This is a genomic window from Pseudomonas helmanticensis (assembly GCF_900182985.1).
In the GTDB taxonomy this organism is placed as follows: domain Bacteria; phylum Pseudomonadota; class Gammaproteobacteria; order Pseudomonadales; family Pseudomonadaceae; genus Aquipseudomonas; species Aquipseudomonas helmanticensis.
Window position 1 is genome coordinate 2,773,339 of sequence record NZ_FXUY01000001.1, and the last position, 25,877, is coordinate 2,799,215.

Annotated in this window: 29 protein-coding genes; 11 read left to right on the forward strand and 18 right to left on the reverse strand. The window is 58.7% G+C overall.

All coding sequences use genetic code 11. The features are described from left to right. Positions 1–19 precede the first annotated feature (19 nt). Positions 20–523, forward strand: coding sequence for an inclusion body family protein (locus QOL84_RS12350; protein ID WP_008076892.1), 504 nt, complete (start codon positions 20–22; stop codon positions 521–523). A gap of 125 nt (positions 524–648) precedes the next feature. Next, positions 649–1,188, forward strand: a complete 540-nt coding sequence (locus QOL84_RS12355) for an AidA/PixA family protein (RefSeq protein ID WP_283437370.1) — start codon at positions 649–651, stop codon at positions 1,186–1,188. A gap of 39 nt (positions 1,189–1,227) precedes the next feature. Here the strand turns inward: QOL84_RS12355 and QOL84_RS12360 are convergent, their stop codons facing one another. Beyond that, on the reverse strand, positions 1,228–2,313 hold the full coding sequence (locus QOL84_RS12360) for a type I restriction endonuclease (protein ID WP_129390357.1): 1,086 nt from the start codon (positions 2,311–2,313) through the stop codon (positions 1,228–1,230). A gap of 212 nt (positions 2,314–2,525) precedes the next feature. Between QOL84_RS12360 and QOL84_RS12365 the strand changes: the two genes are divergently transcribed. After that, positions 2,526–2,936, forward strand: coding sequence for a low affinity iron permease family protein (locus tag QOL84_RS12365; RefSeq protein ID WP_129390352.1), 411 nt, complete (start codon positions 2,526–2,528; stop codon positions 2,934–2,936). A gap of 81 nt (positions 2,937–3,017) precedes the next feature. Here the strand turns inward: QOL84_RS12365 and QOL84_RS12370 are convergent, their stop codons facing one another. The 8 genes from QOL84_RS12370 to QOL84_RS12405 form a co-directional block, all read right to left on the reverse strand. Next, a complete protein-coding gene (locus QOL84_RS12370) occupies positions 3,018–3,521 on the reverse strand; it encodes a DUF4142 domain-containing protein (protein ID WP_283437371.1) in 504 nt (167 codons plus the stop codon). Between the two features lie 75 nt (positions 3,522–3,596). Beyond that, complete coding sequence (locus QOL84_RS12375) at positions 3,597–3,752, reverse strand: KGG domain-containing protein (protein ID WP_007911485.1); 156 nt, start codon at positions 3,750–3,752, stop codon at positions 3,597–3,599. Positions 3,753–3,867: 115 nt separating this feature from the next. Beyond that, positions 3,868–5,217 carry a sensor domain-containing protein gene (locus QOL84_RS12380; RefSeq protein ID WP_283437372.1) on the reverse strand — a complete coding sequence of 450 codons (1,350 nt, stop codon included), beginning with the start codon at positions 5,215–5,217 and terminating at the stop codon, positions 3,868–3,870. Between the two features lie 79 nt (positions 5,218–5,296). After that, positions 5,297–5,935 carry a LysE family translocator gene (locus QOL84_RS12385; protein WP_129390343.1) on the reverse strand — a complete coding sequence of 213 codons (639 nt, stop codon included), beginning with the start codon at positions 5,933–5,935 and terminating at the stop codon, positions 5,297–5,299. Positions 5,936–5,995: 60 nt separating this feature from the next. Further along, positions 5,996–6,412 carry a fosfomycin resistance glutathione transferase gene (gene fos, locus QOL84_RS12390; protein WP_283437373.1) on the reverse strand — a complete coding sequence of 139 codons (417 nt, stop codon included), beginning with the start codon at positions 6,410–6,412 and terminating at the stop codon, positions 5,996–5,998. A gap of 4 nt (positions 6,413–6,416) precedes the next feature. Continuing rightward, on the reverse strand, positions 6,417–7,133 hold the full coding sequence (locus QOL84_RS12395) for a PA3715 family protein (protein ID WP_283437374.1): 717 nt from the start codon (positions 7,131–7,133) through the stop codon (positions 6,417–6,419). A 37-nt stretch (positions 7,134–7,170) separates the two neighbouring features. Then, positions 7,171–7,905 (reverse strand): PA3715 family protein, encoded by a 735-nt coding sequence (locus QOL84_RS12400; RefSeq protein WP_283437375.1) that lies wholly within the window; start codon positions 7,903–7,905, stop codon positions 7,171–7,173. 135 nt (positions 7,906–8,040) lie between these two features. Then, positions 8,041–8,952 carry a LysR substrate-binding domain-containing protein gene (locus tag QOL84_RS12405; protein ID WP_283437376.1) on the reverse strand — a complete coding sequence of 304 codons (912 nt, stop codon included), beginning with the start codon at positions 8,950–8,952 and terminating at the stop codon, positions 8,041–8,043. A 77-nt stretch (positions 8,953–9,029) separates the two neighbouring features. On the opposite strand from QOL84_RS12405, the gene QOL84_RS12410 reads away from it, so the two are divergent. The 3 genes from QOL84_RS12410 to QOL84_RS12420 all read left to right on the forward strand — a co-directional run bounded on the left by QOL84_RS12410 (position 9,030) and on the right by QOL84_RS12420 (position 12,205). After that, positions 9,030–9,515 (forward strand): DMT family transporter, encoded by a 486-nt coding sequence (locus QOL84_RS12410; RefSeq protein WP_283437377.1) that lies wholly within the window; start codon positions 9,030–9,032, stop codon positions 9,513–9,515. 272 nt (positions 9,516–9,787) lie between these two features. After that, a complete protein-coding gene (locus QOL84_RS12415; protein WP_283437378.1) occupies positions 9,788–11,023 on the forward strand; it encodes an aminotransferase class I/II-fold pyridoxal phosphate-dependent enzyme in 1,236 nt (411 codons plus the stop codon). 15 nt (positions 11,024–11,038) lie between these two features. Continuing rightward, positions 11,039–12,205, forward strand: a complete 1,167-nt coding sequence (locus tag QOL84_RS12420) for an MFS transporter (protein WP_283437379.1) — start codon at positions 11,039–11,041, stop codon at positions 12,203–12,205. Here the strand turns inward: QOL84_RS12420 and yiaY are convergent. Then, on the reverse strand, positions 12,202–13,350 hold the full coding sequence (gene yiaY, locus QOL84_RS12425; RefSeq protein ID WP_283437380.1) for an L-threonine dehydrogenase: 1,149 nt from the start codon (positions 13,348–13,350) through the stop codon (positions 12,202–12,204). The genes QOL84_RS12420 and yiaY overlap by 4 nt on opposite strands. Before the next feature lie 154 nt (positions 13,351–13,504). Between yiaY and QOL84_RS12430 the strand changes: the two genes are divergently transcribed. Next, positions 13,505–14,524, forward strand: coding sequence for a DUF4917 family protein (locus tag QOL84_RS12430; protein ID WP_283437381.1), 1,020 nt, complete (start codon positions 13,505–13,507; stop codon positions 14,522–14,524). 88 nt (positions 14,525–14,612) lie between these two features. Here the strand turns inward: QOL84_RS12430 and QOL84_RS12435 are convergent, their stop codons facing one another. Beyond that, complete coding sequence (locus QOL84_RS12435; protein WP_283437382.1) at positions 14,613–15,155, reverse strand: helix-turn-helix domain-containing protein; 543 nt, start codon at positions 15,153–15,155, stop codon at positions 14,613–14,615. A 106-nt stretch (positions 15,156–15,261) separates the two neighbouring features. Between QOL84_RS12435 and QOL84_RS12440 the strand changes: the two genes are divergently transcribed. Both QOL84_RS12440 and QOL84_RS12445 read left to right on the forward strand, forming a co-directional pair. Further along, entirely contained in the window at positions 15,262–16,044 is a 783-nt protein-coding gene (locus QOL84_RS12440) for an aldolase (RefSeq protein WP_283437383.1), read from the forward strand. Between the two features lie 23 nt (positions 16,045–16,067). After that, entirely contained in the window at positions 16,068–16,949 is an 882-nt protein-coding gene (locus tag QOL84_RS12445; protein WP_283437384.1) for a dihydrodipicolinate synthase family protein, read from the forward strand. Between the two features lie 132 nt (positions 16,950–17,081). On the opposite strand, the gene QOL84_RS12450 is transcribed toward QOL84_RS12445, so the two are convergent. The 3 genes from QOL84_RS12450 to QOL84_RS12460 form a co-directional block, all read right to left on the reverse strand. Further along, a complete protein-coding gene (locus QOL84_RS12450) occupies positions 17,082–17,426 on the reverse strand; it encodes a YegP family protein (protein ID WP_025110712.1) in 345 nt (114 codons plus the stop codon). A 194-nt stretch (positions 17,427–17,620) separates the two neighbouring features. Next, the gene (locus tag QOL84_RS12455; RefSeq protein ID WP_095119157.1) at positions 17,621–17,926 is read right to left on the reverse strand and encodes a ribbon-helix-helix domain-containing protein; all 306 of its coding nucleotides are present in this window, start codon (positions 17,924–17,926) and stop codon (positions 17,621–17,623) included. A gap of 13 nt (positions 17,927–17,939) precedes the next feature. Next, positions 17,940–18,521, reverse strand: coding sequence for a DJ-1/PfpI family protein (locus QOL84_RS12460; RefSeq protein WP_129390304.1), 582 nt, complete (start codon positions 18,519–18,521; stop codon positions 17,940–17,942). Between the two features lie 270 nt (positions 18,522–18,791). Between QOL84_RS12460 and QOL84_RS12465 the strand changes: the two genes are divergently transcribed. After that, positions 18,792–19,766: a DMT family transporter gene (locus QOL84_RS12465; protein ID WP_283437385.1), complete on the forward strand. Its 975-nt coding sequence runs from the start codon at positions 18,792–18,794 to the stop codon at positions 19,764–19,766. Here QOL84_RS12465 and QOL84_RS12470 read toward each other — a convergent pair. From QOL84_RS12470 to QOL84_RS12485, 4 genes are all read right to left on the reverse strand, one after another. Then, positions 19,757–20,971, reverse strand: a complete 1,215-nt coding sequence (locus tag QOL84_RS12470) for a class I SAM-dependent methyltransferase (protein ID WP_283437386.1) — start codon at positions 20,969–20,971, stop codon at positions 19,757–19,759. The genes QOL84_RS12465 and QOL84_RS12470 overlap by 10 nt on opposite strands. A 168-nt stretch (positions 20,972–21,139) precedes the next feature. Continuing rightward, positions 21,140–21,757: a TPM domain-containing protein gene (locus tag QOL84_RS12475; protein ID WP_283437387.1), complete on the reverse strand. Its 618-nt coding sequence runs from the start codon at positions 21,755–21,757 to the stop codon at positions 21,140–21,142. A gap of 33 nt (positions 21,758–21,790) precedes the next feature. Continuing rightward, entirely contained in the window at positions 21,791–22,543 is a 753-nt protein-coding gene (locus QOL84_RS12480; protein ID WP_283437388.1) for a TPM domain-containing protein, read from the reverse strand. Positions 22,544–22,658: 115 nt separating this feature from the next. Beyond that, positions 22,659–23,267, reverse strand: a complete 609-nt coding sequence (locus tag QOL84_RS12485) for a LemA family protein (protein WP_103307001.1) — start codon at positions 23,265–23,267, stop codon at positions 22,659–22,661. 260 nt (positions 23,268–23,527) lie between these two features. Here QOL84_RS12485 and bglX point away from each other — a divergent pair, with 260 nt between their 5' ends. After that, positions 23,528–25,819: a beta-glucosidase BglX gene (bglX, locus tag QOL84_RS12490; protein ID WP_283437389.1), complete on the forward strand. Its 2,292-nt coding sequence runs from the start codon at positions 23,528–23,530 to the stop codon at positions 25,817–25,819. The last annotated feature ends 58 nt before the right edge of the window (positions 25,820–25,877 follow it).

Consider the following 25,877-nt stretch of genomic DNA (forward strand, 5'->3'; position numbering starts at 1 on the left):
TGAAAAAAGGAGCGTTCCCATGTCTCGAGTGACGGATATTCTGGTTTCCATCGACACCGAAACCATTCTGAAAAAATACCCGAACATCAGCAAGGACCCGAAAAACCCAACGCTGATCGACTGGCATCATGTGTACATGGTCACCAATCAGGACAACGTCGTCAGTGGCCAGGCCGGTGGTGAACTGGACCTTAAGGCACAGGTCGGCGACCTGATCCGCTGGCGCGAAACCAGCCTGTCGCAGAGCTTCGAACAAGCCGTGATTTTCTACAAATTCATCGGCAACGCCGGGGCTGACCTGATCTCGCCACCCTCGCCACGCAAGGCCACAGCCTGCGTCGCAGTACCGAATCGCGAAAATCCATCCGTACCCAGCTGCCAGAAAGTCGATAACCATTATTGGTCGTCGGAGACCCTCGACTGCGGTCGCGTGACCTACCACTTCCACTTCCTGATCGTCGATCGCAACTGCCAGATTATCGGCTGCTGCTCGTGGGATCCGTTCATCTCCATCCATAACTGATGATGTGTCGAGCCCTTTGGTGACAGAGGGCTCAACCGATCCGCTGTCGCTCCGGCCGGAACAGGATGTCTTGCCGTGACCGAAGCGGCTGGCGTTTTGTGCCAACATCATGAAAGGAATCCATGATGACCAGCGAACCGATCCCGTCACCATCAACCGGCGTCACCAGCGCGCACAACGTGCTGCTGATCGTCGACGCCGAATCAATATTGGCACGTTATCCGAACCCCAGCCTGAACGCCGCCACGCCGACGAGTATTACCGATGGATTGATCTTTTTCGCCATAGGCAATAGCTCGAAAGAAATAGTCATAAATGACAGCAAAATCACGGTTCCGGTGCAGATTGGCCAGGATCTGCATTTTCGCGGACGTTCCGTCAGTCTGATCGCCGAGCACAGTGTCGTGGTGTACCGCATGACGGCAGCTGACAACAGCGTACTGTCTGAGCCGAGCTTGCAGGTTCACATCAACCTGACGGTGCCCGCGCCCAATCCGGACGACCCGACAGCGCCAGGCAACCGGAAAGCTGACGACCACTTCTGGACCTGCACGCCGAAGAAGTCTGGCGACGTGCAATGCGAGCTGAGTTTCATGCTGGTCAATCAGCAGTGTGAGGCGGTGGGGTATTTCCACTGGGTCGCAGACCTGAAGATCACAGAATAATCGACCCCAAAAAAACCGGCCTGATGGCCGGTTTTTCTATCAATCGTAATACCCGACCGTTTTCTTCAAATGGTCCGAATACTCATAAATGTCGTCAATTGAACTGATTGGATGACGGGTTTCGTTTTTTTCTTCATCGAAGATGCCGATGTACTTCTGGGATCGATTGAAATGCAACCGGCAGATCGGTTTGCGATTGTTGTCATCCAGCAGAATGCCAAAGTAACTCTGCGTATCACGTTGAACAATTCGCTTCGCATCGACCACCGAGCGAACGAGCGCACGAACGATGTGATATCCCTCAAGCTCTTCCAGAGTTGTCAGCACCTTGTCATCTGATTCGTCTCGCGGATCTACTGGATCAGTACCCGCAGTGGCGGACGGCAGCGAAGCCAATGCTGGCTGGATCGCACCACTCATCGCAGATTTAAGTCGGTCATTGATCTGGTCATTCAGAAATTGCACGACCGCTTTACGTGTCAACTCGTGAAACTGCTCACGTACTTTTTGGGTGATCACGCCGTCGTAAACACGAGACGCAAAAACCTTCACAAAGTCATCATCCGGCTTGCTGACCTGCGCCGCGATAACCTTTTTGATTTGGCTGACATATTTCAATTCGCCCGCGGCGCTGATGATCGAGTCAACATCAAAAGCCGACTTGGTCAGCTTGATCAGCTCAGGAACCGAATATTCATCAATGTCTAAAAGGTCCAGCTCCAGAAATGGTTTTTCATCCATCTTGTTCGGCGCGTCCAGATCAGTGAAAAACTTGTAGACCTGACCGTTGGTAAGAATCGAGATACGCGCGCTGGTCACATGAAAGTACCGAAACAGCTGCGAAGCATGATTGATGTGTAGCGGCTCACCGATCTTTTTACACTCAATCAAAATCTGCACTTCACCATCCTTCATGATGGCGTAATCAATTTTCTCGCCTTTCTTCGTACCTATATCGCAGACAAATTCGGGCGTCACCTCGGTGGGGTCAAAAACGTCGTAGCCCAGAACCGTGCTGATGAATGGCATGACGAACGCATTTTTTGTTGCTTCTTCCGTCTGGATTGCAGCGCTCTGCAGCCGAACTTTGGCGGCTAGGCTGGCTAACTTTTCGAAGAATTCCATGAGGGGCCTCTGGCTTGATTTCTATCCGTGTTAAAGCTACTGGCAATTTGATTGCCACTTGATACTAGCCACAAACCCGCACAATGAAAGTTTCGCCCTCAAGTTGCTGCAATGCCTCTTGGCTTTTATCGAAAGGCAGGAGATGCCGGTAGAATTTTCTCAAAGCCGTCAGTGTCTCAATCTCAGGCACTCTCCCGATAAGGAACACGGCTATGAAATTCGCAAAAATTTCCCAAAAGCTCGCTCTGTGGGCCGGTAGCCCCAAGACCTTCATGGGCGCGTTGGTCCTGATCGGACTCTGGGGATTGAGTGGGCCGATTTTTCATTACAACGATACCTGGCAACTGATCATCAATACCTCGACGACGATCATCACGTTCCTGATGGTTTTCCTGATTCAAAACACACAGAACCGCGATACCGACATTCTGCATTTGAAAATCGATGAGTTGCTGTTCGTGACGAAAGAAGCGCAGAACGCGATGCTTGGGCTGGAGGCGCTGGATTTGAAGCAGTTGGAGGCGCTGCGCAAGCATTACCGCGCGCTGGGCGAAGGGGAAGTGTTCAATCTTGAGGGGCTGGGTGAGAAAAGTAAGCCGAAGCAGGATTTGAATGAATGCTGAAAAGCAAAAGATCGCAGCCTGCGGCAGCTCCTACACGGATGAATGCAGGAGCTGCCGAAGGCTGCGATCTGTTGATCTCGCTTAGCGGCTAGCCTGTAAAGCGCGAGCCATTTGCAGATGGTTTTGCAATTTCGGCAACGTCTCGTCGGCGAAGGCCTTGATCTCCGGCACGTCGGTGCTCTGCGCTTCCTGTTGAATCTGCTCTATGGCTTCTTCAGTGGCCTTCACCTGACTGGCGGCGTAGGCCTGGTCGAAAGTGGCTCCATCCGTCACTTGCGGCATCAATTCTTTGGCCTTGTCGGCGATTTCTTCACGCGGCGCGACAGGCAGGTCGAGCTTCTTGGCGATCTTCGCCAAGTGCTGATTGGCCGTGGTGCGGTCGTTGATCACGACGATGGTGTAGTCCTTGACCTCTTTGGACTCGGACTTCTGATGCGCCAGACGGCTGGCTTCAATGTCGGCCATGCCTTTGGCGGACGCATCGTTGATGAATTCGGCGGGCGACTGGGCAAACACACTGGTGGCACACAGGCCCAGCACGGTTGCGAGACTGGCATTGCGTATACGGGTGGCCATCCGGTTCATGGTCGCGCCCTCCTTCTTGCGAAATTCAAGCGGGAGCTTACGCCCCCGCCTCTCAATCAAAACAACCTTCACCGACTACTTCGATTTCTGCGCGGGCTTGCGGCCCATGTCTGGTTTTGGCTCTTTATCGACAGTCGTGGTGGTGGTTTTGCCACCTTTGCGACCGGCTTCAGACGCCTTCGTTCGATCGTTGGCGAAGTTTCCCGAGTTCGAGTTTCTTGAATTAGGCATGATTCTCTACCTCTTGGTAATGATCGTGGCGAGCAGGTGCCCGCCTAGATTAGGAATTTTCTGACGGGCAAAGGTTTAGAAAAGTTGCCGACGCTGCGACGAACGGTGAGCCCGATCAACTGTTGAGCGCGTGATGGTTCAGTCGTTTGGCGGCATACATCGCCTGATCGGCATGACGGAACAGCTGCTCTTCCTCGCTGCCATGCTCTGGAAAACGAGCGACACCGATGCTCGGTTCGATATGCAGGTTATGGCCATCCAGGCGCATGGGCTGCACCAGCACCTGGCGGATTTTTTCCGCAACGCTGTCGGCATCTTCCGCAGCGTTCACGCTGTGCAGCAGCACCACGAATTCATCACCACCGATCCGCGCGACCGTGTCGGTCTCGCGCACGCAGCCCTTGAGGCGGTTGGCCACGGTTTGCAGCAACATATCGCCCACTGCGTGACCGAAGGTGTCGTTGACCTGCTTGAAGCGATCAAGGTCGACATACAGCAATGCCATGTGTCCCGACTGCTCGTGCGCGCAGGCCAGCGCGGCTTTCAATCGGTCGCGCAGCAACTCGCGATTGGGCAATTGCGTCAGTTGGTCGTACTGCGCCATCCGCCGCAGCCGCGCATGCAGTTGTTGCCGTTCGATGGCGGTGGCGACCTGGGCGCAGACGTATTGCAGCAGTTCTTTGTCCTGCTCGGTGTAGCGTTCGCCGCCGGGCAGGCTTTTGACGATCAGTGCGCCGATGGTGCCGTTCTTCGAATTCAACGGGACGCCCAGCCAGCAGGGTGAATCCTGCCCGGCTACCAACTCGGCGAAATCGGCTGGGGAATCCGCACTGTCCGGCGTCAGAAGAATCGGCTGACCGCTACGGATAACTTCCGCACACAAGCGCCCGGTGACGGTTCCGGGCTGCTCGGGCTGCAATTCGTGATCGTCGACGTGATAGGGAAAATTCAGTTGCGCGCAATGTTCGTCATACAGCGCCACGGAGAAATTCAGCGCCGGCAACCATTCACCGATGATCAGATGGATGCGCTTGAACAGCGCCAGCAAATCCTCGGCGACATGGGCGGCCTCGGAGATTGCATACAACGCTGCTTGCCGCGACTCAGCCTGTTTGCGCTCGGTGATATCGCGGGCGACAGCGATGCGCAGTTGATCAACTTCCGACCAGCGCGCCGACCACAGGATATGCGCGACGCTGCCGTCCTTGCGCACATAGCGGTTCTCGAAATTATGTTTCGGCTCGCCGCCCATGATTTCGCTGGCGGCCGCGAGGGTGCGCTCGCGATCAGCCGGGTGAACCAATTCGATCATTGGCCGGCCGATCAGCTCTTCAGGCGTGTAGCCGAAAACCCGCTCGCAGGCAGCACTGACAAAAACGAATCGGCCCTGCTTGTCGACCGCGCAAACGGCGTCCAGCAACAGGTCGATGTAACTCGCCAACGGCGCGGAGTTTCGGCTTTCCATGGTTCAGCGTGGGTGTCCGGGCAATACAGCACTCATCAACCATCCCTGACGTTGGGTTCGCGCGTCCCTGCAAACAACATCAAGCCTTGTTCGGCATCAGCCCCGGCAGCGCATGCATCAGCGCATTGATGGCAAAACCGATGAACATCACACCACACAAACGTGTGATCAACAGTTCATGACGCTGATACAGCGTGCGTACCCGTTGCGCGCCGACCACGCCAATCAGAATAGCGTAGGCAAGCAATCCGCCGAGGAAACTCAGGGCGATCAGCGCTGGCAGCATCGACCAATTGAGCAGCTCCGCGCGGCTCGACAGCAGCGCGGTAAACGTTGCAACTGCCACCGGATAAGCCTTGGGATTGGTCAATCCGAACAGAATGCCGTGCCAGAAAGGTTTACGCGCCGCTCCTTGCGGTTCGTCACCGCTGCGAGGCTGGGCACGCACTGCACGCCAGCCGAGCCAGAACAGGTACAGACCGCTGAGGACGCCAAGCACGTCGAACGCAGTGCTGCCGATTTCCCGCGCGCCGACAATCGCGATCAACGCGGTACTGCACCAGACCACATCGCCCAGCAGATGCCCGCAAAGAAACCCCGCCCCCGCCCGCCGCCCATGCGCCGCGCCAATGCCAAATACGGCCAGCACACCCGGCCCCGGCGTAATGCCGTAAATGAAACCCGAGGCCAGCACGGCCATTAATAACGATGGAGTCATGGAAACCCTGCAAGCGCCAGAACACGTGGCCGTCAGTCTATATCAGCCGATTGCGGCTGATCACTGCTCGTCGTAAAAACGCATGCCGGCGTACGGTTTTTGCCGACACGCTGCCAGTCGTGAAGCGAGATCGCCGACGTGAGCTTCGAGCTTGTGGCCGTCGGGATCGAGGAAGTAGAACGACGCACCTTCGCTGCGGTTGTCCCGCCATTCTTCGACGTTGGCGGCTTTTAGCGATTGAACGAAGACCGCAAAGTCCGCGGAACCCAGGCTGAATGCATAATGGGTGTAGTCCGGATTCGCCACGGTTTTTCGCAGCGGGTCCAGCGACAGGCACAACCACAAACCAGGCAACGACAAATAAGCACCGGCATCCCACGTTGCCTCGACGCGCAACTGCAGCACATCGCGGTAGAACGCCAGGCTTCGGTTCACATCGCTGACCGCCAGGGTCAGGTGGTTAAGGCCGGTGAGCATGGGATCAGTAACCTCGCAAGTCGTCGGGGACGACGTATTGCTGACCATCGTAGATCAGGGTCACTTGTTTCTGCTTCAGATACGCGGTTTTGGAAAGACACTCTTTGCCCGACTGGGTGTTGGTCACTTTTGTGCCGTTGGTGGTGATGAGCAGATCGGCCAAGCCATGGTGGCTGGACTGGGCGATTTCGACGGTTCTGCGGATTTTCTTCACATAGCCTTCGCAGTCGTTGGTGAATTCACCGTTGCTTTTGGCGACGACCAATCCCTCCAGCACCGGGCGCAACTCCGCGCCTTCGCGGACATACAGCGCCAGATCGGTTTTCTCGTAAGGGTTGGCGCCAGAACTGTGGGCGAACTTTGACCGCAGACCAAACGCCCGGATGTCGGGCGTCAGACGGTAGCGAGCCGTATCAATGCGCACATCTTCCAGACGCACGGCATCGGAGTTGTAGGCGCCCGGCTTGCGGTAAGTGGCGAGGGGCCGGGCGTCGCTGGCATTGAGGATTGCCAGATCCAGATCGAACGCTCCGGCATCGTCCCCGCCGGCATCGGCCAGGAAGGTGGACTTGACCGAAATCGCCTGACTCGGGAAGGCCGGCCAGACATTGCAGCGCGACATGGATTTGCCGTCAAAACTCTGGGTGGTGCAGGCGGCTTGGGCTTGGGTGGTGAGGGCCAGCAAACCAAGGGAAATCAGGAGTCTGGTTGCAGTGAACATTGTTCTTCCTTGATAAAAGTCATGTTGAGCAGACCGGTTACAGGCCTTTGAAGCCTTGCGGCAGGACGTAAGCTTTTCCGTCGTAGCGCAGCGCGGTCAGCACGGGCTTGTCGTTCGTCGTCTTCATTTCGCAATTGTCAGGCGATCCTTCTCCGACGAGACCGGTGGTGACTGATTTAACGACAAGGTCGGCAAAACCATGAGAGCTGGTTTTACCCATTTCAATGGTGCGAACAGTGGTCGCGCGTTCTCCGGCGCAATTGCCATCCCATTCACCACTGAATCGGTAAACCAATAATCGGTCCAGCACCGGACGCAGTTTGCTTCCCTCTTTCACATAGAGCGACAGCACGGTTTCATCCAATGGATTAACGCGAGACGAGCCTTTGAAATTTGCCCGAATACCAAAAGCACGAAGTTCAGGCGTGAGTTTGTAGCGCGCGGTGTCGATCTGCACGCTATCCAGCGCGAACGCATCAGAAAAAAATGCAGCAGCTTGATGGTATGTGGCGACGGGAGTTGGGTCGTCTGCTGATAAAACGGATAAACCCAAATCGTATGAGCCAATCTTATCGCCATCGGCGCCAACTGGATCCGGCTCAAACTTCAATAGCGAAGAGATGGTCAGCCCCGGATAAGCAGGCCAATCCTTGCACTGGCCAAAGTCCCAGTCCCCCGACACCGCGGGTGGCGTGCAGTCGGCCAACGCCTGCCCCGCCAGCAACCCGCCGCACAATGCCGCACATCCGATCCAGCCAGACTTCACTGTCACTTTCCACTCCTTGAGCACTTTTTCAGCGGCGCACTATCCCCTTCTGTATCGACCGTTTCAACAACGGCAATAGCTTAGGCTTTGCATAAACCCGACTGGTCACGCTTGGCATACCCGCTTGAGCATCAAGCCTACCTAGACTTGTTCTATCCCCTCCTCAATCCTGCGATTCAACCAATTCAGCGCTTGATCCCCACCCCTGCGCTTATGCCACGCCAGTACAAACGTAAACGGCGCAATCTCGAACGGCGGCGGCACCACGATCAGTTCACGCTGTTCAATCTCGCGCACGCTGCGTGAGGACACCGTCAAAATCAGATCCGTACCACTGATCAACTGCGGCGCGACATTCCAGTGCGGCAGGCTGATCGCGACACGGCGGCGTTCGCGCAATGTCGTCAGCGCCCGCTCGATTTCCGGGGTGCCGCTGCCGCGCATTTCCAGCAGCACATGCGGGCGAGACAAGTAGGTCGGCAGATCCAGAACACCGTTGACCGGTAAGGTCTGGCGATCCAGCAGGCAGACGTAGCGCTCTTCAAATAGCACTGAGCTGCGAAGTTCGTTGGGCATCTCCGGGAAGACCCCGGCAGCGACGTCGATATCGCCGTTAAGCACGCCCTCAAGCATGCCTTCGCGGCTGGCATGGCTGATCTGCAGATCGATGCCGGGCGCCTCACGACGCAAGGTGCGAATCAGCGTAGGCAGAATAATTGCCGCGCCGTAATCCGACATCGCCACGCGAAACGTCCGACGTGCGCTGGCCGGATCGAAGGCATTTGGCGCCAGCAGCGATTGCACTTGGGCCAGTGCTTCTGCCAGCGGCGCGACCAGTTCCAGTGCGCGCGCGGTCGGCACCAGGGATGCGCCAGCCCGCACCAACAGCGGATCACCGAGCAGATCGCGCAAGCGTGCCAGCGCATGACTGACCGCCGGTTGGCTCAGGTGCAGGCGTTCGGCGGCGCGGGTGACGTGTTGCTCATTGAGCAGGGCGTCGAGGATCACCAGCAAGTTGAGATCGATACGGCGCAGATCATTCATCTGATGCATGTTCTGGATGAAGAAACGGAATTTAAATCTGCGCGACGAATACTCTAGAGTCCAGCAAAACCTGTTGGAGTTTGACCATGAGTACGTTGCAGTGGACCGGTTTGTTGACGCTGGCCGCGTTTGCCGGCGCGGTAGTGCCGTTTCAGAGCGCGATCAACAGCAATCTGGCGCGAGCGTTGGGGCATCCGTTGTGGGCGACGTTGGCGTCGTTGCTGGTGAGCGTTTTGCTGTTGTTACCGGTGATCCTGGCGTTGCGCTTGCCGCTCCCGTCTATGGCGTTTATCAGTAAAGCGCCCTTGTGGATGTGGGCGGGCGGGGCATTTGGCGTGTGTTTTGTGGCGTTGGCGGTGGTGCTGCTGCCGAAGCTTGGAGCATCGGGGTTTGTGGCGCTGGCGTTGGCCGGGCAGGTGATTGCCTCGATGGTGCTGGATCACTTTGGCTTGTTTGGGCTGGTGGAGAAACAGCTGACGGTGTCGCGAGTGTCTGGCGCGGTTTTGTTGATTGCGGGGGTGGTGTTGATTCAGTTTGGCCAATCGGCTGGCAGGGGTTTGGTGCCACAGTGAAGATCAAAAGATCGCAGCCTTCGGCGGCTCCTACATTAATAGGTGGGAAGGCGGCGATCTTTTTTGCCACTTAAAGATTTTCCGATTTTCGCCCAAGTCAGACAGGTGATTGCTTGTCGGACTTTCAGGGTTTCGCCCTACAAACAAAACTCCGCCAGCCCTCAGCAATAGCGGAAACGCCCGATTCTTGCCTGACACAAGTCTCGGTAAAGTCTGGCAATACACGCAGCTTGCAACGCCCCATGGATCGCAACACTCAAGGAATGTCATCGATGAATCACACGTCCTTCACCACCCACACCTTTTCCAATTACCGCAAGGTCATCGCATTGGCCGATCACGATTGGGAAATTGCCGAGGCCGGAAAGATCGCCGGGCTGAATGTCGCAGTCGACAGCCCCAACCTGCTGCTCGATCAACACGGGCGCAGCTTTCATCACTTCTGCACCACTTCCTATCTGGGCCTGGATCATCATCCGGCTCTGCTCGAAGGGGCGATGGCTGCTTTGCGCGAAACCGGTTCACTGCGTGTTGCCAACTCGCGCAACCGCTGCAAGCTGGCGATTCTGGAGCAGTACGAAAGCGAGCTGTCGCAGCTGTTCGGCGCGGTGTGCCTGAGCAGCCTGTCGTGCAGCGCCGCGAGTGCCGGGGTGCTGCCGTTGCTGGCCAGCGGCGTGTTCACGCAAAATCGTCCACCGGTGATGGTCTTTGATCGCCTGGCGCATTACTCGATGCATCATCTGAAGGCCAGTTGCGCCGATGAAACCAAAGTGCTGACCTGCCCGCACAACGACATGGATTTTCTCGAGTCGATCTGTCAGCGGCATGCCACCGTCGCCTACATTGCCGACGGCGCCTACAGCATGGGTGGGGTGACAAACATGGATGGACTGCTGTACCTCAAGGATCGCTACGGTTTGTTTCTCTACCTGGATGATTCGCACGCATTGTCCGCTGTCGGTGAGAACGGTGCCGGGCTGGTGCGCCCCACGCTTCAGGCGCTGGAGGACGACTGTCTGATCGTCGCTTCACTGGCGAAATCCTTTGGCGCCAGCGGTGGCCTGGTGATGTTTGGCAACTCGCGACAGAAGACTCTTGTGCAGCGTTACGGTGGCCCGAGCAACTGGTCGCAAAGCCTTAACTGCGCGGCCATCGGCGCCGGCCGAGCGGCCATCGGCTTACATCGCACCGAGGCTTTCAGCACCTTGCAGAAACAGCTGCAGGCTAACATCCAGCTGTTCGACAGCCTGATCAGCACTCAACAGTACGGCAGCAACATGGCCATCCGCCTGATCCATTGCGGTGAAGCCGCCATCGCCAACAAAATCGCCATTGAGCTGGCCGAACTGGGCTACTTCACCAGCGCGGTGTTTTTCCCGGTCGTGGCGCAAGGCCAAGCGGCGATCAGAATCACCTTGCGCGCCGACATGCCGGCGCCGCTGATCCGCAGTTTCTGCACAGCGGTCAGCGAACTGTTGCGCACGCACCGCTGCGACCTCGGCGAATAAAAACAGGGACGCCCCATGAACGCCAGCGTCACGCTCCTCATCACTTGCTGCACGGTTTTCCTCGCGCAGTTGGGCATGAGTATCTATTTGCCGGCACTGCCGGAAATTGCCCGCGATCTGCAGGCGCAACCTGCGCAAGTAGCCTGGGGGCTGTCGCTGTACCTGATCGGCATGGCCTTGCCCATGTTGTTCTGGGGCAGCCTGGCGCAGCGTATCGGACGCAAACCGGTGTTGCTGGCAGCGCTGGGTATTTACGGCCTGGCAAACCTCGCGTTGCCAGCGGGTTCGACGCTGGAATCGTTTCTCGCGGTGCGACTGCTGCAGGGTGTCGGTGCCAGTGGTATTTCGGTGATGGCGCGAGTGTTGATCCGCGACAGTTTTCGCGGCGAGCAATTGGCCAAGGCGCTGTCGTGGATTTCGATATCGTTCGTCGTAGCGCTGGGTATCGGACAGTATCTGGGGTCGGTCATTCAGCTGATTCTGGGATGGCAGGCGATCTTCTATCTTCTCGGAGCATCCTCTCTGTTGATGGCTGCGGTGGTGTCGCGGATCGAGTTTCCGCCCCTGCTCGACGGACCGGTCACTAGCTCATCCTGGGCGGTTTACCGGCAGATTCTGCGCCATCCGGCCTTTCTGCTGCCGGCACTGGCCGGGGGTTTGGGCTACGGCGTGATCATCGCTTTCAACACCGCCGCGCCGCTGATTCTGCAAGGGCCGTTCGGGTGGTCGACGGTGGAATATGGCCTGTTGGGCTGGCCGATCAGCCTGGCGTATTTTCTCGGCGCACTGGCAGTCAATCGCCTGGTTTTGCGTACCGGTCAGCGCTGGTTGATGACGCTGGGCGTGGGCCTGGTGACGGCTGGTTGTACGGTGATGCTGCTGGGCAGCCTGACGGCAAGTTCGCTGGCGCTGCTGTTCTGGTTGCCATACTGCGTGGCGGTTTTCGGGCAGTCACTGAACTACCCGATCAGCCTGTCGCTGGCCAACGATGGCGCACCGATTGCCGGTGCCTATGCGATGGCGTTGAGCGGTTTCATTCACCAGCTGATGGCGGCGATTATCGCCGCCATTGCCAGCCTGATCGCCAGTCCGCAAGCGTGGCCATTGTCGCTGTTGTGCCTGCTGCTGGCGCTCGGTGCGATGCTTTGCACGAGATGCGCACCGACGCGGGGAGCCACTTAAAACGCGTTACGGAAAATTTCCTCGATCTGACGTTGATCCGCCGCTCGAGGATTGGTCAGCCCGCAAGCGTCTTTCAGGGCATTGGTAGCGAGAATCGGGATGTCGGTGAGCCTGGCGCCAAGTTCACGCAAACCGCCGGGGATCTCGACGTCCTTGGCCAGACAGCGAATGGCACTGATCGCGGCTTGTGCGCCCTCTTCCGGGCTGAAGCCGCGAATGTCCGCGCCCATCGCGTGAGCGACATCGGTCAGGCGATCGGCGCACACCAGTGCATTGAAGGTCTGCACATGCGGGAGCAGCACGGCGTTGCACACACCATGGGGCAAGTCGTAATAACCGCCCAGTTGGTGCGCCATCGCGTGTACATAACCGAGTGATGCGTTGTTGAAGGCCATGCCGGCGAGGAACTGCGCGTAGGCCATGTTCTCCCGCGCCGCGAGGTCACTGCCGTCGCGCACCGCCAGGCGCAGGTTGTTGCTGATCAGGGTGATTGCCTTCAGCGCACAGGCGTCGGTGATCGGGTTGGCGGCAGTCGAGACGTAGGCTTCAATGGCATGGGTCAGCGCGTCCATGCCCGTGGCGGCGGTCAGGCTTTTTGGCATGGCGACCATCAGCTCCGGGTCGTTGACCGACAGCAGTGGCGTGACGTTACGGTCGACGATGGCCATTTTCACATGCCGCGATTCGTCGGTGATGATGCAGAACCGGGTCATCTCGCTGGCGGTGCCGGCGGTGGTGTTGATGGCGATCAGCGGCAGTTGTGGCTTGCTCGATTGATCGACACCTTCGTAATCGCCGATCTGCCCGCCGTTGGTCGCACACAGGGCAATGCCCTTGGCGCAGTCGTGGGGCGAGCCGCCGCCGAGGGACACGACGAAATCGCAGCGGCTTTCCTTGAGCAAGCCCAGACCGGACTCGACGTTGGCGATGCTCGGGTTCGGTTTGGCGCCATCGAAGATCACCGAATCGATGTCCTGCATCGCCAATTTCTCGGCCAGCATGCTGGCGACACCAGCCTTGGCCAGCCCGGTGTCGGTGACGATCAGCGCCTTGCGAAAACCGTAGTTGCGGATCGCGACCATGGCTTCGTCGAGGCAGCCATTGCCCATGATGTTGACCGCCGGAATGAAAAAGGTGCTGCTCATCGTGCGTCTCCTGACTGGGGCCGAATCGACTGCGCCGATCCGGCGGATGCACACAGGATCGACCGATCGGTCATGGACGATGTTGATCTGGCTCAATGCCCGCTCGTGATAAAGTCGCCGCCCATCAGCCCCTTTGTTTTGAGACACCTGCGCAATGACCGATTTTCTGGATGTCGACGCCACCCTCGAAGACTGGAGCGCCCTGCGCACCGCGACCGACTTCGAGGGTTTGCTGGTGGGCAACGGCGCCAGCCGCGCCGTGTGGGACGACTTCGGCTACGATTCGCTGTTCGAAAATGCCCGCACCGTGGAAGAGAAGCCGCTCGGCGCCTCCGAACTGGCGGTGTTCGACGCAATGCAAACGCGCAGCTTCGAGCAGGTGCTCGGCGCGCTGAAAACCACCAGCCGGGTCAACAAGGCCCTGGCCGTCAGTTCGGCGGCGCCGCGCAACCGCTATTACGCGATCAAGGAAGCGCTGATCAATACCGTGCACGCGGTACACATTCCGTGGCGACTGGTTAAGCCTGCAACGCTGGCGACGCTGAATGAAGAACTGGCGCGCTATCGCACAGTGTTCACGACCAATTACGACTTGCTCAACTATTGGGCTCTACAGCACCGAAGCGAGGCCATCGACGATCTGTTCAACGGACCGAATGCCAGCTTCGATCTGGCCGAAAGTGCGACCGACAAACCGCGTTTACTCTACCTGCACGGCGGTCTGCACCTGGTGCGCAATCAGGACGGCACCGCACGTAAACTGACCTCGACCGAGGGCACGCTGCTCGGCAGTTTTGCAATCAACAACACCCTCAAGACGCTGGATGACGTGCCGCTGTTCGTCACCGAAGGGCCGAGTGCGGACAAGCTCAAGACCATTCGCAGTTCCGATTATCTGTCGTTCTGCTATGAGCAATTGCTGGGGCATGGCGGCAGCCTGTGCATCTTCGGCCATGCGCTGGGTGAGCAGGACGCACACATTGTCCGCGCACTGCGATTGGCGAAACCGGCGACGGTGGCGATCTCGATTTATCCGCGCAGTGCAGCGTTTGTTCAGCATCAGAAGCGCCATTACGCGCAGGTGTTTGAAGGGACCGGGGCTGAGTTGCGGTTTTTTGATGCGAAAACCCATGCGTTGGGCAGTACGAAGCTGTCGGTGCCGGTCGAGGTTTGAAGCAAGATCAAAAGATCGCAGCCTGCGGCGGCTCCTACACGGATTAAGGTAGGAGCTGCCGCAGGCTGCGATCTTTTGACTTCAAGGTTCATTCCTCGCTGCTGTGCACCACCACCAGCAACTGCGCCTGCACATCCCCCACCGATCTGATCCGGTGCGGCTTCTGGGCATTGAAGTGCAGCGCATCGCCGCGTTCCAGCAGCACCTTCTCGTTCATGAAATCCACTTCCACCTGCCCTTCGTGGACGAACAGAAACTCTTCGCCCAAATGCTCCTTGAAGGTCTTGTCAGTGAACTCGCTCGGCGGGTAGATGATGAATGGCAGCAGGTTGCGCTCGCTGACCTGATGCGCCAGCACGGCATAACCCGGGCTCTGGTCATTGGCCGCCAGTGACTGACGCTCGTGGCTGCGCACCAGGCTGTAGCTGTCGAGGCTGACGTTGTCTTCGGAGAACAATTCCTCGACTTTCACGTTCAGCGCCTTTGCCAGTTTCAACGCAGCGGCAATCGACGGTGTGTTCAGCCCGCGCTCGACTTTCGACAGATAACTCTTGGTCATGCCGGATTTTTCGGCCAATGCCTCAAGGGTAACGCCAAGTTTTTTTCTCAATAATTTCAAACGGATAGACATGCGCAGCAGTTATTCCAGCAAGGAAGCGACGATTCGTGCTTGCCAATGACACTTTGTGTCATATAGCCTCTTTAGTGTCATTTGCAATCACCCAAAGGACACAGACATGGCCAAGACATTAGCACTACCCAAAGAACAACTGGTCAAGCAAGCGCTGACCCAGATGCAAAATACTCTGGCGGATAATACGTGGACGGATCGGCAAAAGCTGGCCCTGACCTGCCGGATTCTTTTCGAGAGCGGTCATGACTCAGGTCTGGCCGGACAAATCACTGCTCGCGGCCCGCAACCGGGCACCTATTACACTCAGCAACTGGGCCTGGGTTTCGACGAAATCACCGCAAGCAATCTGCTGCTGGTCAACGAAGACCTGGAAGTCCTCGAAGGTCACGGCATGGCCAACCCGGCCAACCGTTTCCACAGCTGGGTGTACCGCGCTCGCCCGGACGTGAACTGCATCATCCACACGCATCCGACGCACATTGCCGCGCTGTCGATGCTGGAGGTGCCGCTGCAAATTTCGCACATGGACTTGTGCCCGCTGTATGACGACTGCGCGTTTCTCGAAGGCTGGCCGGGGGTGCCGGTGGGTAACGAGGAAGGCGAACTGATTGCCGGTGCGCTGGGCGACAAACGCGCGATCCTGCTCTCGCACCACGGCCAGTTGTCGACCGGCACGACGATCGAGGAGGCCTGCGTCATCGCCCAGTTGATCGAACGTGCGGCGAAACTGCAACTGCTGGCGATGGCGGCCGGCACGATCAAGCCGATCATTCCGGCGCTGGGCCACGAAGCCCATGACTGGGTGTCGAAGCCTAAACGCCACGCTGCCGCCTTCAACTATTACGCTCGGCAGAACCTGCGCCAACACGCCGATTGCCTGAACTGAAAACCCATTACGGAGACATTCCCATGTCCAATATTCACGGCATCATCGGCTACACCATCACCCCGTTCACCGCCAATGGCGAAGGGCTGGATCTGCCGGCACTCGGCCAATCGATCGACCGCCTGATCGCCAGCGGCGTCCACGCCATCGCGCCACTGGGCAGCACCGGCGAAGGCGCTTATCTGAGCGATGCGGAGTGGGATCAGGTTGCCGAATTCAGCATCAAGCACGTGGCCAGACGCGTACCGACCATCGTCAGCGTGTCCGACCTGACCACCGCCAAAGCCGTGCGCCGAGCACGTTTCGCCGAAGCCCACGGCGCCGATGTGGTGATGGTACTGCCAGCGTCTTACTGGAAACTGACCGAAGCGGAAATCCTCGCCCACTATCGCGCTATCGGCGACAGCATCGGCGTACCGATCATGCTCTACAACAACCCGGCCACCAGCGGCACCGATATGTCGGTCGAATTGATTCTGCGCATCGTCAATGGCGTGGAAAACGTGACCATGGTCAAGGAGAGCACCGGCGACATCCAGCGCATGCACAAGCTGCAACTGCTCGGCGACGGTCAGGTGCCGTTCTACAACGGCTGCAACCCGCTGGCGCTGGAAGCGTTCGCGGCCGGGGCGAAAGGCTGGTGCACCGCAGCGCCGAACCTTATCCCGCGGTTGAATCTGGATCTGTACGAAGCGGCCATGGCGGGCGATCTCGACCGGGCGCGGGATTTGTTCTATCGCCAATTGCCGCTGCTGGACTTCATCCTCAAGGGCGGCTTGCCGGCGACGATCAAGGCCGGGTTGCGCGAAACAGGGCTGGAGGTTGGCGATCCGCGGTTGCCGGTGTTCCCGTTGAGCGAGGCTGGGCAAGGTCAGCTACAGGCAATCCTCAAGACCTTGCGCTGATCCTCGGGCAATACACAAAACCCTGTAGGAGCTGTCGAGTGCAACGAGGCTGCGATCTTTTGATCCTGATCTGTACAACCCAGATCAAAAGATCGCAGCGTGCCGCAGCTCCTACAGGGGAATGTGGTGATTTCAGAGGACTGGCAACGTCTTGTCCTTGATCACTTTGCTCGGCCCGTTGGCCTTGACGCTGGCGATGCCTTTGGCACACGCGGCGTCAGTGGAATACGACTCGCTGCTGCCGATGATCTGGTGGTTGGCAGCCTTGAGGTTGAAGTAAGGATGGCCATCCTTGGTGGTCTTTTTCTCGTAGCGTTCATCCAGCGGGCTGTTGGTCTGCACCGAAGCAATGCCGTTGTCGGCTGCCGCGCGGGTGGTGTAGAGCTCGCTGGTGAGAATGGTTTCGGCGTTGGCGGCCTTCAGCACAAACCTGAACTGACCGTTGCTGCTTTTACTCACTTCGTACCATCCGGACATGCTCGTTTCTCCTGGGCGATTAAGAGATTTCGCGCTTCAGAGTAAAGACCAGTCCAGAACATCTGTCGCCTGTACCGGACCCTTCGCCAGCAGGCCGGCTCCCACATTGGATCTCCAGTGAACACAACCTTGGTGAACACTCAGTACCCAATGTGGGAGCGGGCTTGCTCGCGAAGGGTTCAACCCGCAATCGGCTATTTCACCACCGCCCGCACCACCGACAACTCCGGCGTACTCACCCGTCGCTGCGACAGATACCGCGTACAACTCACCCGCAAAAACGAGGCGAAATTCACTACCTCGCCACGATAATCCATCACCTCTTCATACAGCTTGGCGATCAATTGATTGGTGGTCATGCCGTCGACTTCGGCGATTTCGCTGAGGATGTCCCAGAACTGATTTTCCAGGCGCAGCGTCGTCACCACTCCGCAGATACGCAGCGAACGGGAGCGCGATTCGTAGAGAATCGGGTCGGCCTTGACGTAGAGCTCGCACATTGGCGAATCCTCGTTACAAAGTGATTTTGGTGCCAAGCAGGCCAAGGAAACCGGCCAGCCAGTTCGGATGCGCCGGCCATGCCGGAGCAGTGGCCAGATTGCCTTGAACGTGGCCTTCCGTCACCGCGATGTCGATGTACGTACCGCCCGCCAGTCGCACTTCCGGGGCGCAGGCCGGATAGGCGCTGCATTCGCGACCTTCGAGCACGCCCGCCGCTGCCAGCAGTTGCGCACCGTGGCAGACCGCCGCGATGGGTTTGCCGGCCTTGTCGAAAGCGCGTACCAGATCGAGGACTTTTTCGTTGAGGCGCAGATATTCCGGCGCACGTCCGCCGGGGATCAGCAGCGCGTCGTAGTCGGCTTCGCGGGCCTTGGCGAAGTCGAAATTGAGCGCGAACAGGTGACCGGGTTTCTCGCTGTAGGTCTGGTCGCCTTCGAAGTCATGGATCGCGGTGCGCACGGTCTGCCCGGCGGCCTTGTCCGGGCACACGGCGTGGACGCTGTGACCGACCATTTGCAGGGCCTGGAACGGCACCATCACTTCGTAGTCTTCGACGTAATCGCCGACCAGCATCAGGATTTTTTTCGCGGCCATGGGGGAGGACTCCTCTGGGAAATGCTTGGGAGTATTCAAGGTAGACCTATTCGACAGTGACGGGTAACAACGGGCTACTACCGAGTTGACGCCATCGCGAGCAGGCTCACTCCTACAAGGGAACGCATTTCAATTGTAGGAGTGAGCCTGCTCGCGATGGGGTCAGCAAACTGTACGGATAAGTCCGTGCCTAGCTGTAACAGCCAGAAAGCCACGATTTATGGCTTTATGAAGATACGTCCCTGCCACCTTCGATTCTGGTCCCCCATCATGTCCTCTCGCGAAAACACCGGCATGGCCCTCGGTCTGCTTGGCGTGGTGATTTTCAGCCTCACTCTGCCCTTCACCCGCATCGTCGTGCAGGAACTGCATCCGCTGCTCAACGGTCTCGGTCGCGCGTTGTTCGCGGCGATTCCGGCGGCGCTGCTGTTGTTGTGGCGTCGCGAAAAGTGGCCGACATGGCAGCAAGTCAAAGGCTTGAGCCTGGTGATCGTCGGGGTGATTCTGGGTTTCCCGGTGTTGTCGGCGTGGGCCATGCAAACGTTGCCGGCGTCTCACGGTGCGCTGGTCAATGGCTTGCAGCCTTTGTGCGTGGCGCTGTATGCGGCGTGGCTGTCTCATGAGCGGCCGTCGAAAGCCTTCTGGGCCTGCGCGGCGCTGGGCAGTGCGTTGGTGCTCGGCTATGCGCTGTACACCGGGGCCGGCAGCATTCAGGCCGGTGATCTGCTGATGCTCGGCGCGATTGCCGTGGGCGGACTGGGCTATGCCGAGGGCGGTCGGTTGGCCAAGGAGATGGGCGGCTGGCAGGTGATCTGCTGGGCGCTGGTGCTGTCGACGCCGCTGCTGATCGGCCCGGTGTTGTATCTCGCGCTGCAACATCAGGGCGCGGTATCGGCGAAAACCTGGTGGGCGTTTGGCTATGTGGCGTTGTTTTCGCAGTTTCTCGGTTTTTTTGCCTGGTATGCCGGGTTGGCCATGGGCGGCATTGCCCGGGTCAGCCAGATCCAGTTGTTGCAGATTTTCTTCACCATCGCGTTTTCGGCGCTGTTCTTTGGTGAACATGTCGAGCCGATCACCTGGGTGTTTGCCTGCGGGGTGATTGCGACGGTCATGCTCGGTCGCAAAACCACCATCAAACCAAATGTGGGAGCGGGCTTGCTCGCGAATGCGGTTCAACATTCACCACACATGGTGACTGATCCGACGCCTTCGCGAGCAAGCCCGCTCCCACACGATCAAAGGTAACCGTCGGCGCGCAGCAGGGTTTCCAGGCAGTGTTCGCTGATCTGGTAGAAGGCTTTCAACTCGGCAATCTTCAGCAACAGCTGCGCCGGGTCGACCGGCTCGGCGCGTTTTACCGCGAGGATCATCTTGTTCTTGTTGGTGTGATCGAGCGAGATGAACTCGAACACCTTGGTCTCGTAGCCGCAGGCCTCAAGGAACAACGCGCGCAAACTGTCAGTGACCATCTCCGCCTGCTGACCGAGGTGCAGACCGTACTGCAGCATCGGTTTGAGCAACGCCGGGCTCTGGATTTGCAGGCGGATCTGTTTATGGCAGCACGGCGAGCACATGATGATCGAGGCGCCCGAACGAATGCCGGTGTGGATCGCGTAATCGGTAGCGATGTCGCAGGCATGCAGGGCAATCATCACGTCCAGCTCGCTCGGCGCCACGCTGCGCACATCACCGCACTTGAACACCAGGCCCGGATGATCGAGCTTCGCCGCCGCCGCGTTGCACAGGTTGACCATCTCTTCGCGCAGCTCGACGCCGGTGACTTCGCCCTCGGCCTTCAAGGTGTTGCGCAGGTAATCGTGAATCGCAAAGGTCAGGTAACCCTTGCCCGAACCGAAATCGGCGACCCGCACCGGTTTGTCCAGCGCCAGCGGCGACGAGGTCAGGGCATGGCTGAACACTTCGATGAACTTGTTGATCTGCTTCCACTTGCGCGACATCGCCGGGATCAGTTCCTGCTGCGCGTTGGTCACGCCAAGGTCCTTGAGGAACGGACGGCTCAACTCCAGAAAGCGGTTTTTCTCGCGGTTGTGCTCGGCGGAAGGCGCTTCACGCAATTGCTGAGGTTTGCTCTTGAACAGCGAACTCTTGCCCTTTTTGCTGTATTCGAGCTGGGCTTCATCGGTCACGGCGAGCAAATGCGCATTTTTGAACGAAGCCGGCAGCAACGCGGCAATCGTCGCCACGCCTTCGCTCAGCGGCAGGTTTTTGGTGATGTCACGGGTCTTGTAGCGATAGACGAAGGACAGGTTCGGCTGCGCCTTGACCGTCACCGCTTTGATGATGACTCGCTGCAACTCCGCCTCGTCGCCGACGTATTTGGCCAGCACCAGTTTGATGAAGCCGTTCTGCTCGAGGCTGGTCTGCAGCAGCTCGATGAACTGGGCGTGGTGATCGGGCGCAGGCTTGGTGGCAGGGGCGGTAACGGACATGGAAAAACGGCCTCGGGCGGGCAAAATCGGGAATGGCGGGTATTTTAGGGGGGATGTCGGTCGGGGACACGCTCTTATTTACCCAACGGCACAAATCAAAAGATCGCAGCCTTCGGCAGCTCCTACACAGGCCAATGTAGGAGCTGCCGAAGGCTGCGATCTTTTGATCTAGGCCAACACCACCAACCGATTGGGCAATTCGTTGCGCACCTGCGTCACCGGCACATGCACTTTGAGCAACTCACCACAGGCCTCGATACACGTCACAAACCCTTCCAGCGTACGCCCCTGCCGCACCTGCTCGGTAAACGCCGCCACGATCGAATCCCAACTCTTGTTGTCCAGTCGACTGGAAATCCCCTCATCCACCAGAATCTCCACATACCGCTCTGCCTCGCAGACAAAAATCAGCATGCCGGTGCTGCCCACCGTGTGATGCAGGTTCTGCTCGAGAAACTGTCGCCGCGCCAGGTTCGACGCCCGCCAATGGCGCACGCGACGCGGGATCAAATGCGTGGTGATTTTCGGCAAACGAAACAGCAGGCACAGCACGATAAACGCGCCCCACTGCACCAGCAGCAGACTGTGCAGGGTCAACCAGCCGGTCAGGTAATGCACGACGCCGGGCACCACCAGCGCCAGCAAACTCGCCCACAGCAGCGGGATGTACGCGTAGTCGTCGGCGCGGGCTGCCAGCACTGTCACCAGTTCGGCATCGGTGTCGCGCTCGACCCGGGCAATTGCCTCGGCGACTTTGCGTTGTTCGTGTTCAGTCAGTAATGCCATGTCGAAAAGTGCCTGCTCATTATTCTTTTAATGTCACCAGCCGCCGGATGAACCACCGCCGCCGAAGCTGCCCCCGCCACCGCTGAAGCCGCCGCCTCCACCGCCGCCGCCAAAACCGCCACCGCCGAAACCTCCGCCGCCCCCGGAGCCGCCACGGCCGGTGGGAAGGATACCGAGCATCTGGCAGACAAACACCGTCAGGATGAACAATATCACCAGAAAAACGAACAACGCCGGGTGCCGCGAAATGAAATCGTCGGAAGGGTCGCCGCTGGATTCATACACTGTCGACGGCTCGTCCAGTGGATTACCGCCCAGCACCACCAGCATCGCCGCGACGCCATCGCTGATGCCTTTGCTGAAGTTGCCGGTCTTGAATGCCGGCGTGATGACTTGATGGATGATCACCGAGGTCTGCGCATCGGTCAGCCGGTCTTCAAGGCCATAACCGACCTCAATGCGCAGTTTGCGCTCATCGCGCGCGACGATCAGCAGCGCGCCGTTGTTCTTGTCTTTCTGGCCGATGGCCCAGTGCCGGCCAAGCTGAACGCCGAAATCCTCGATGGTGGTGCCCTGCAGATCCGGCACGGTGACGACGACCAATTGCTCGCCGGTCGCCTGCTCGTGGGCCTGCAACTGCTGCTCCAGTTGCACGCGCACCGCCGGCTCGATCATCTGCGCGGCGTCCACCACCCGCCCGCTTAGCGCCGGAAACGTCAACTCGGCCCGAGCGCTGAGGGCGAACAACCACAGCAACAACACCAGGCCCATCTTCAACACACGCATAAATATCCCCACCGCCCCCCTGTAGGAGCTGCCGAAGGCTGCGATCTTTTGATCTTGTTTTTTACAAACCAACGGCAAAAGATCGCAGGCTGCGGCAGCTCCTACACAGGCTTTCTCAGAATTTCACTTCCGGGGCTTTTTCTGCGCCGGGTGTGGTGGCTTCGAAGGTTTCGCGGATCGGCAGGTCGCTGTACATCACGCTGTGCCAAAGGCGACCGGGGAAGGTGCGGATCTCGGTGTTGTATTTCTGCACCGCCAGAATGAAATCGCGGCGCGCCACGGCAATACGGTTTTCCGTGCCCTCAAGCTGCGATTGCAGGGCGAGGAAATTCTGGTTTGCCTTCAAGTCCGGATAACGTTCGGAAACCACCATCAAACGGCTCAACGCGCCGGTCAGTTGATCCTGCGCCTGCTGGAACTGTTTGAGCTTCTCGGGATTGTCGAGGGTGCTGGCGTCGACCTGGATCGAAGTCGCTTTCGCCCGCGCTTCGATCACTGCGGTCAGGGTCTCTTCCTCATGCTTGGCATAGCCCTTCACCGTTTCCACCAGATTGGGAATCAGGTCGGCGCGGCGCTGGTACTGGTTCTGTACCTGGCCCCACGCCGCTTTGGCCTGCTCGTCGAGGGTCGGGATGTTGTTGATGCCGCACGCGGTCAGCAGCGTGGCCAGCACCAGCAGCGTGGCGACCTGCAAGCGCGAACGATAGGTTGGACTGACATTCATCGGAGTGATGCTCCCTGGCACATTTGATTAAAAAACCGGCAGTGAAACACTCGGGGCTGGCACTTGGGGCATAATCGGCCGCGCCACTGGATTGCTGCGGGCTAATGGGCTAAAAAGTGCCCTGCACGATCACGCTGCCGACGCTCGGTGGGCGTTTTTGGCGGTGTGTTTTTGCGCCTGCACCCGAACAACAATAGTCGCTCCCTAAATTTTGGCTGGCCGGCATTGCATTGCCGTTTGCGCCCTTGAGAAAAATATTCATGAAGAAGCTGTGTTTGCTGGGTCTGTTCGTCAGCCTGGCCAGTCATCAAGTATTGGCCGCCACGACCCCGGCACCCCTGGAAAACAAGGACGCGTTCATCAGCAACCTGATGAATCAAATGACCCTCGACGAGAAGATCGGCCAGTTGCGCCTGATCAGCATCGGCCCGGAAATGCCTCGCGAGTTGATCCGCAAAGAAATCGCCGCTGGCAACATCGGCGGCACGTTCAACTCGATCACCCGCCCGGAAAACCGTCCGATGCAGGACGCGGCGATGCGCAGTCGCCTGAAGATCCCGATGTTTTTTGCCTACGATGTGATCCACGGTCACCGGACGATTTTTCCGATTCCGCTGGCTCTCGCGTCGAGCTGGGACATGGACGCCATCGGCCAGTCCGGCCGTGTCGCCGCTAAAGAAGCCGCTGCCGACAGCCTCGACATCACCTTCGCGCCGATGGTCGATATCTCCCGCGACCCGCGCTGGGGCCGCAGCTCCGAAGGTTTCGGTGAAGACACCTACCTGACCTCGCGCATTGCCGGCGTCATGGTTCGCGCCTATCAGGGCGCCACCCCGAGCGCTGCCGACAGCATCATGGCCAGCGTCAAGCACTTCGCCCTCTATGGCGCGGTTGAAGGTGGTCGCGACTACAACACCGTCGACATGAGCCCGGTGAAGATGTACCAGGATTACCTGCCACCGTACCGCGCCGCGATCGATGCCGGCGCTGGTGGTGTGATGGTCGCGTTGAACTCGATCAACGGTATTCCGGCCACCGCCAATACCTGGCTGATGAACGACCTGCTGCGTCGCGACTGGGGCTTCAAAGGCCTGGCGGTCAGCGACCACGGCGCGATCTTCGAACTGATCAAGCACGGCGTCGCTCGCGACGGTCGTGAAGCGGCGAAGCTGGCGATCAAGGCCGGCATCGACATGAGCATGAACGACACCCTGTACGGCAAAGAGCTGCCGGGGCTTCTCAAGTCCGGCGAGATCGAACAGAAAGACATCGACAACGCCGTGCGTGAAGTCCTCGCCGCCAAGTACGACATGGGTCTGTTCAAGGATCCGTACCTGCGCATCGGCAAGGCTGAGGATGATCCGGTCGATACCTACGCCGACAGCCGTCTGCACCGCGCTGAGGCCCGCGAAGTCGCGCGCCGCAGCCTGGTGCTGCTGAAGAACCAGAACGAAACCCTGCCGCTGAAGAAGGACGCAAAAGTCGCGCTGGTCGGCCCGTTGGCCAAGGCACCGATCGACATGATGGGCAGCTGGGCGGCGGCGGGTAAACCGGCGCAATCGGTGACCCTGTTCGACGGCATGAGCTCAGTGATCGGCAACAAGTCGAACCTGATCTACGCCCGTGGCGCCAACATCACCAGCGACAAGAAGGTCCTCGACTACCTGAACTTCCTCAACTTCGATGCCCCGGAAGTGGTCGACGACCCGCGCCCGGCCAACGTACTGATCGACGAAGCGGTAAAAGCGGCGAAGGACGCTGACGTGATCGTGGCAGCCGTCGGCGAGTCCCGTGGCATGTCCCACGAATCTTCCAGCCGTACCGATTTGAACATCCCGGAAAACCAGCGTGAGCTGATCCGCGCGCTGAAAGCCACCGGCAAACCGTTGGTGCTGGTGTTGATGAACGGCCGTCCGCTGACCATTCTCGAAGAGAACCAGTCGGCTGACGCGATTCTGGAAACCTGGTTCAGCGGCACCGAAGGCGGCAACGCCATCGCCGACGTGCTGTTCGGCGACTACAACCCGTCGGGCAAACTGCCGGTGACCTTCCCGCGCTCCGTGGGCCAGATCCCGACTTACTACAACCACCTGAGCATTGGCCGGCCGTTCACGCCGGGCAAACCGGGCAACTACACCTCGCAGTATTTCGATGACACTACCGGGCCGCTGTTCCCGTTCGGTTATGGTTTGAGCTACACCAACTTCGCCCTGAGCGACATGGCGTTGTCGTCGACCACCCTGAACGCCACCGGCAAGCTCGACGCCAGTGTCATGGTGAAGAATACCGGCAAGCGTGACGGCGAAACCGTGGTGCAGTTGTACATTCAGGACGTCACCGGCTCGATGATCCGTCCGGTGAAAGAGCTGAAGAACTTCCAGAAAATCATGCTCAAGGCCGGCGAACAGAAAGTCGTGCACTTCACCATCACCGAGGATGACCTGAAGTTCTACAACGCCCAGCTCAAGTACGCAGCCGAGCCTGGCAAGTTCAACGTGCAGATCGGCCTGGACTCGCAGGACGTGACGCAGCAGAGCTTCGAGTTGCTGTAACCGATTTTTGCCCCGATGATCGTTCCCACGCTCCGCGTGGGAACGCCTCAAGGGACGC

What these genes read in the sequence shown, in the direction of transcription:
- QOL84_RS12350 (WP_008076892.1), top strand. Translation starts at nt 20, where the DNA reads ATGTCTCGAGTGACGGATATTCTGGTTTCCATCGACACCGAAACCATT.
- QOL84_RS12355 (WP_283437370.1), top strand. Translation starts at nt 649, where the DNA reads ATGACCAGCGAACCGATCCCGTCACCATCAACCGGCGTCACCAGCGCG.
- QOL84_RS12360 (WP_129390357.1), bottom strand. Translation starts at nt 2,313, where the DNA reads ATGGAATTCTTCGAAAAGTTAGCCAGCCTAGCCGCCAAAGTTCGGCTG.
- QOL84_RS12365 (WP_129390352.1), top strand. Translation starts at nt 2,526, where the DNA reads ATGAAATTCGCAAAAATTTCCCAAAAGCTCGCTCTGTGGGCCGGTAGC.
- QOL84_RS12370 (WP_283437371.1), bottom strand. Translation starts at nt 3,521, where the DNA reads ATGAACCGGATGGCCACCCGTATACGCAATGCCAGTCTCGCAACCGTG.
- QOL84_RS12375 (WP_007911485.1), bottom strand. Translation starts at nt 3,752, where the DNA reads ATGCCTAATTCAAGAAACTCGAACTCGGGAAACTTCGCCAACGATCGA.
- QOL84_RS12380 (WP_283437372.1), bottom strand. Translation starts at nt 5,217, where the DNA reads ATGGAAAGCCGAAACTCCGCGCCGTTGGCGAGTTACATCGACCTGTTG.
- QOL84_RS12385 (WP_129390343.1), bottom strand. Translation starts at nt 5,935, where the DNA reads ATGACTCCATCGTTATTAATGGCCGTGCTGGCCTCGGGTTTCATTTAC.
- fos (WP_283437373.1), bottom strand. Translation starts at nt 6,412, where the DNA reads ATGCTCACCGGCCTTAACCACCTGACCCTGGCGGTCAGCGATGTGAAC.
- QOL84_RS12395 (WP_283437374.1), bottom strand. Translation starts at nt 7,133, where the DNA reads ATGTTCACTGCAACCAGACTCCTGATTTCCCTTGGTTTGCTGGCCCTC.
- QOL84_RS12405 (WP_283437376.1), bottom strand. Translation starts at nt 8,952, where the DNA reads ATGCATCAGATGAATGATCTGCGCCGTATCGATCTCAACTTGCTGGTG.
- QOL84_RS12410 (WP_283437377.1), top strand. Translation starts at nt 9,030, where the DNA reads ATGAGTACGTTGCAGTGGACCGGTTTGTTGACGCTGGCCGCGTTTGCC.
- QOL84_RS12415 (WP_283437378.1), top strand. Translation starts at nt 9,788, where the DNA reads ATGAATCACACGTCCTTCACCACCCACACCTTTTCCAATTACCGCAAG.
- QOL84_RS12420 (WP_283437379.1), top strand. Translation starts at nt 11,039, where the DNA reads ATGAACGCCAGCGTCACGCTCCTCATCACTTGCTGCACGGTTTTCCTC.
- yiaY (WP_283437380.1), bottom strand. Translation starts at nt 13,350, where the DNA reads ATGAGCAGCACCTTTTTCATTCCGGCGGTCAACATCATGGGCAATGGC.
- QOL84_RS12430 (WP_283437381.1), top strand. Translation starts at nt 13,505, where the DNA reads ATGACCGATTTTCTGGATGTCGACGCCACCCTCGAAGACTGGAGCGCC.
- QOL84_RS12435 (WP_283437382.1), bottom strand. Translation starts at nt 15,155, where the DNA reads ATGTCTATCCGTTTGAAATTATTGAGAAAAAAACTTGGCGTTACCCTT.
- QOL84_RS12440 (WP_283437383.1), top strand. Translation starts at nt 15,262, where the DNA reads ATGGCCAAGACATTAGCACTACCCAAAGAACAACTGGTCAAGCAAGCG.
- QOL84_RS12445 (WP_283437384.1), top strand. Translation starts at nt 16,068, where the DNA reads ATGTCCAATATTCACGGCATCATCGGCTACACCATCACCCCGTTCACC.
- QOL84_RS12450 (WP_025110712.1), bottom strand. Translation starts at nt 17,426, where the DNA reads ATGTCCGGATGGTACGAAGTGAGTAAAAGCAGCAACGGTCAGTTCAGG.
- QOL84_RS12455 (WP_095119157.1), bottom strand. Translation starts at nt 17,926, where the DNA reads ATGTGCGAGCTCTACGTCAAGGCCGACCCGATTCTCTACGAATCGCGC.
- QOL84_RS12460 (WP_129390304.1), bottom strand. Translation starts at nt 18,521, where the DNA reads ATGGCCGCGAAAAAAATCCTGATGCTGGTCGGCGATTACGTCGAAGAC.
- QOL84_RS12465 (WP_283437385.1), top strand. Translation starts at nt 18,792, where the DNA reads ATGTCCTCTCGCGAAAACACCGGCATGGCCCTCGGTCTGCTTGGCGTG.
- QOL84_RS12470 (WP_283437386.1), bottom strand. Translation starts at nt 20,971, where the DNA reads ATGTCCGTTACCGCCCCTGCCACCAAGCCTGCGCCCGATCACCACGCC.
- QOL84_RS12475 (WP_283437387.1), bottom strand. Translation starts at nt 21,757, where the DNA reads ATGGCATTACTGACTGAACACGAACAACGCAAAGTCGCCGAGGCAATT.
- QOL84_RS12480 (WP_283437388.1), bottom strand. Translation starts at nt 22,543, where the DNA reads ATGCGTGTGTTGAAGATGGGCCTGGTGTTGTTGCTGTGGTTGTTCGCC.
- QOL84_RS12485 (WP_103307001.1), bottom strand. Translation starts at nt 23,267, where the DNA reads ATGAATGTCAGTCCAACCTATCGTTCGCGCTTGCAGGTCGCCACGCTG.
- bglX (WP_283437389.1), top strand. Translation starts at nt 23,528, where the DNA reads ATGAAGAAGCTGTGTTTGCTGGGTCTGTTCGTCAGCCTGGCCAGTCAT.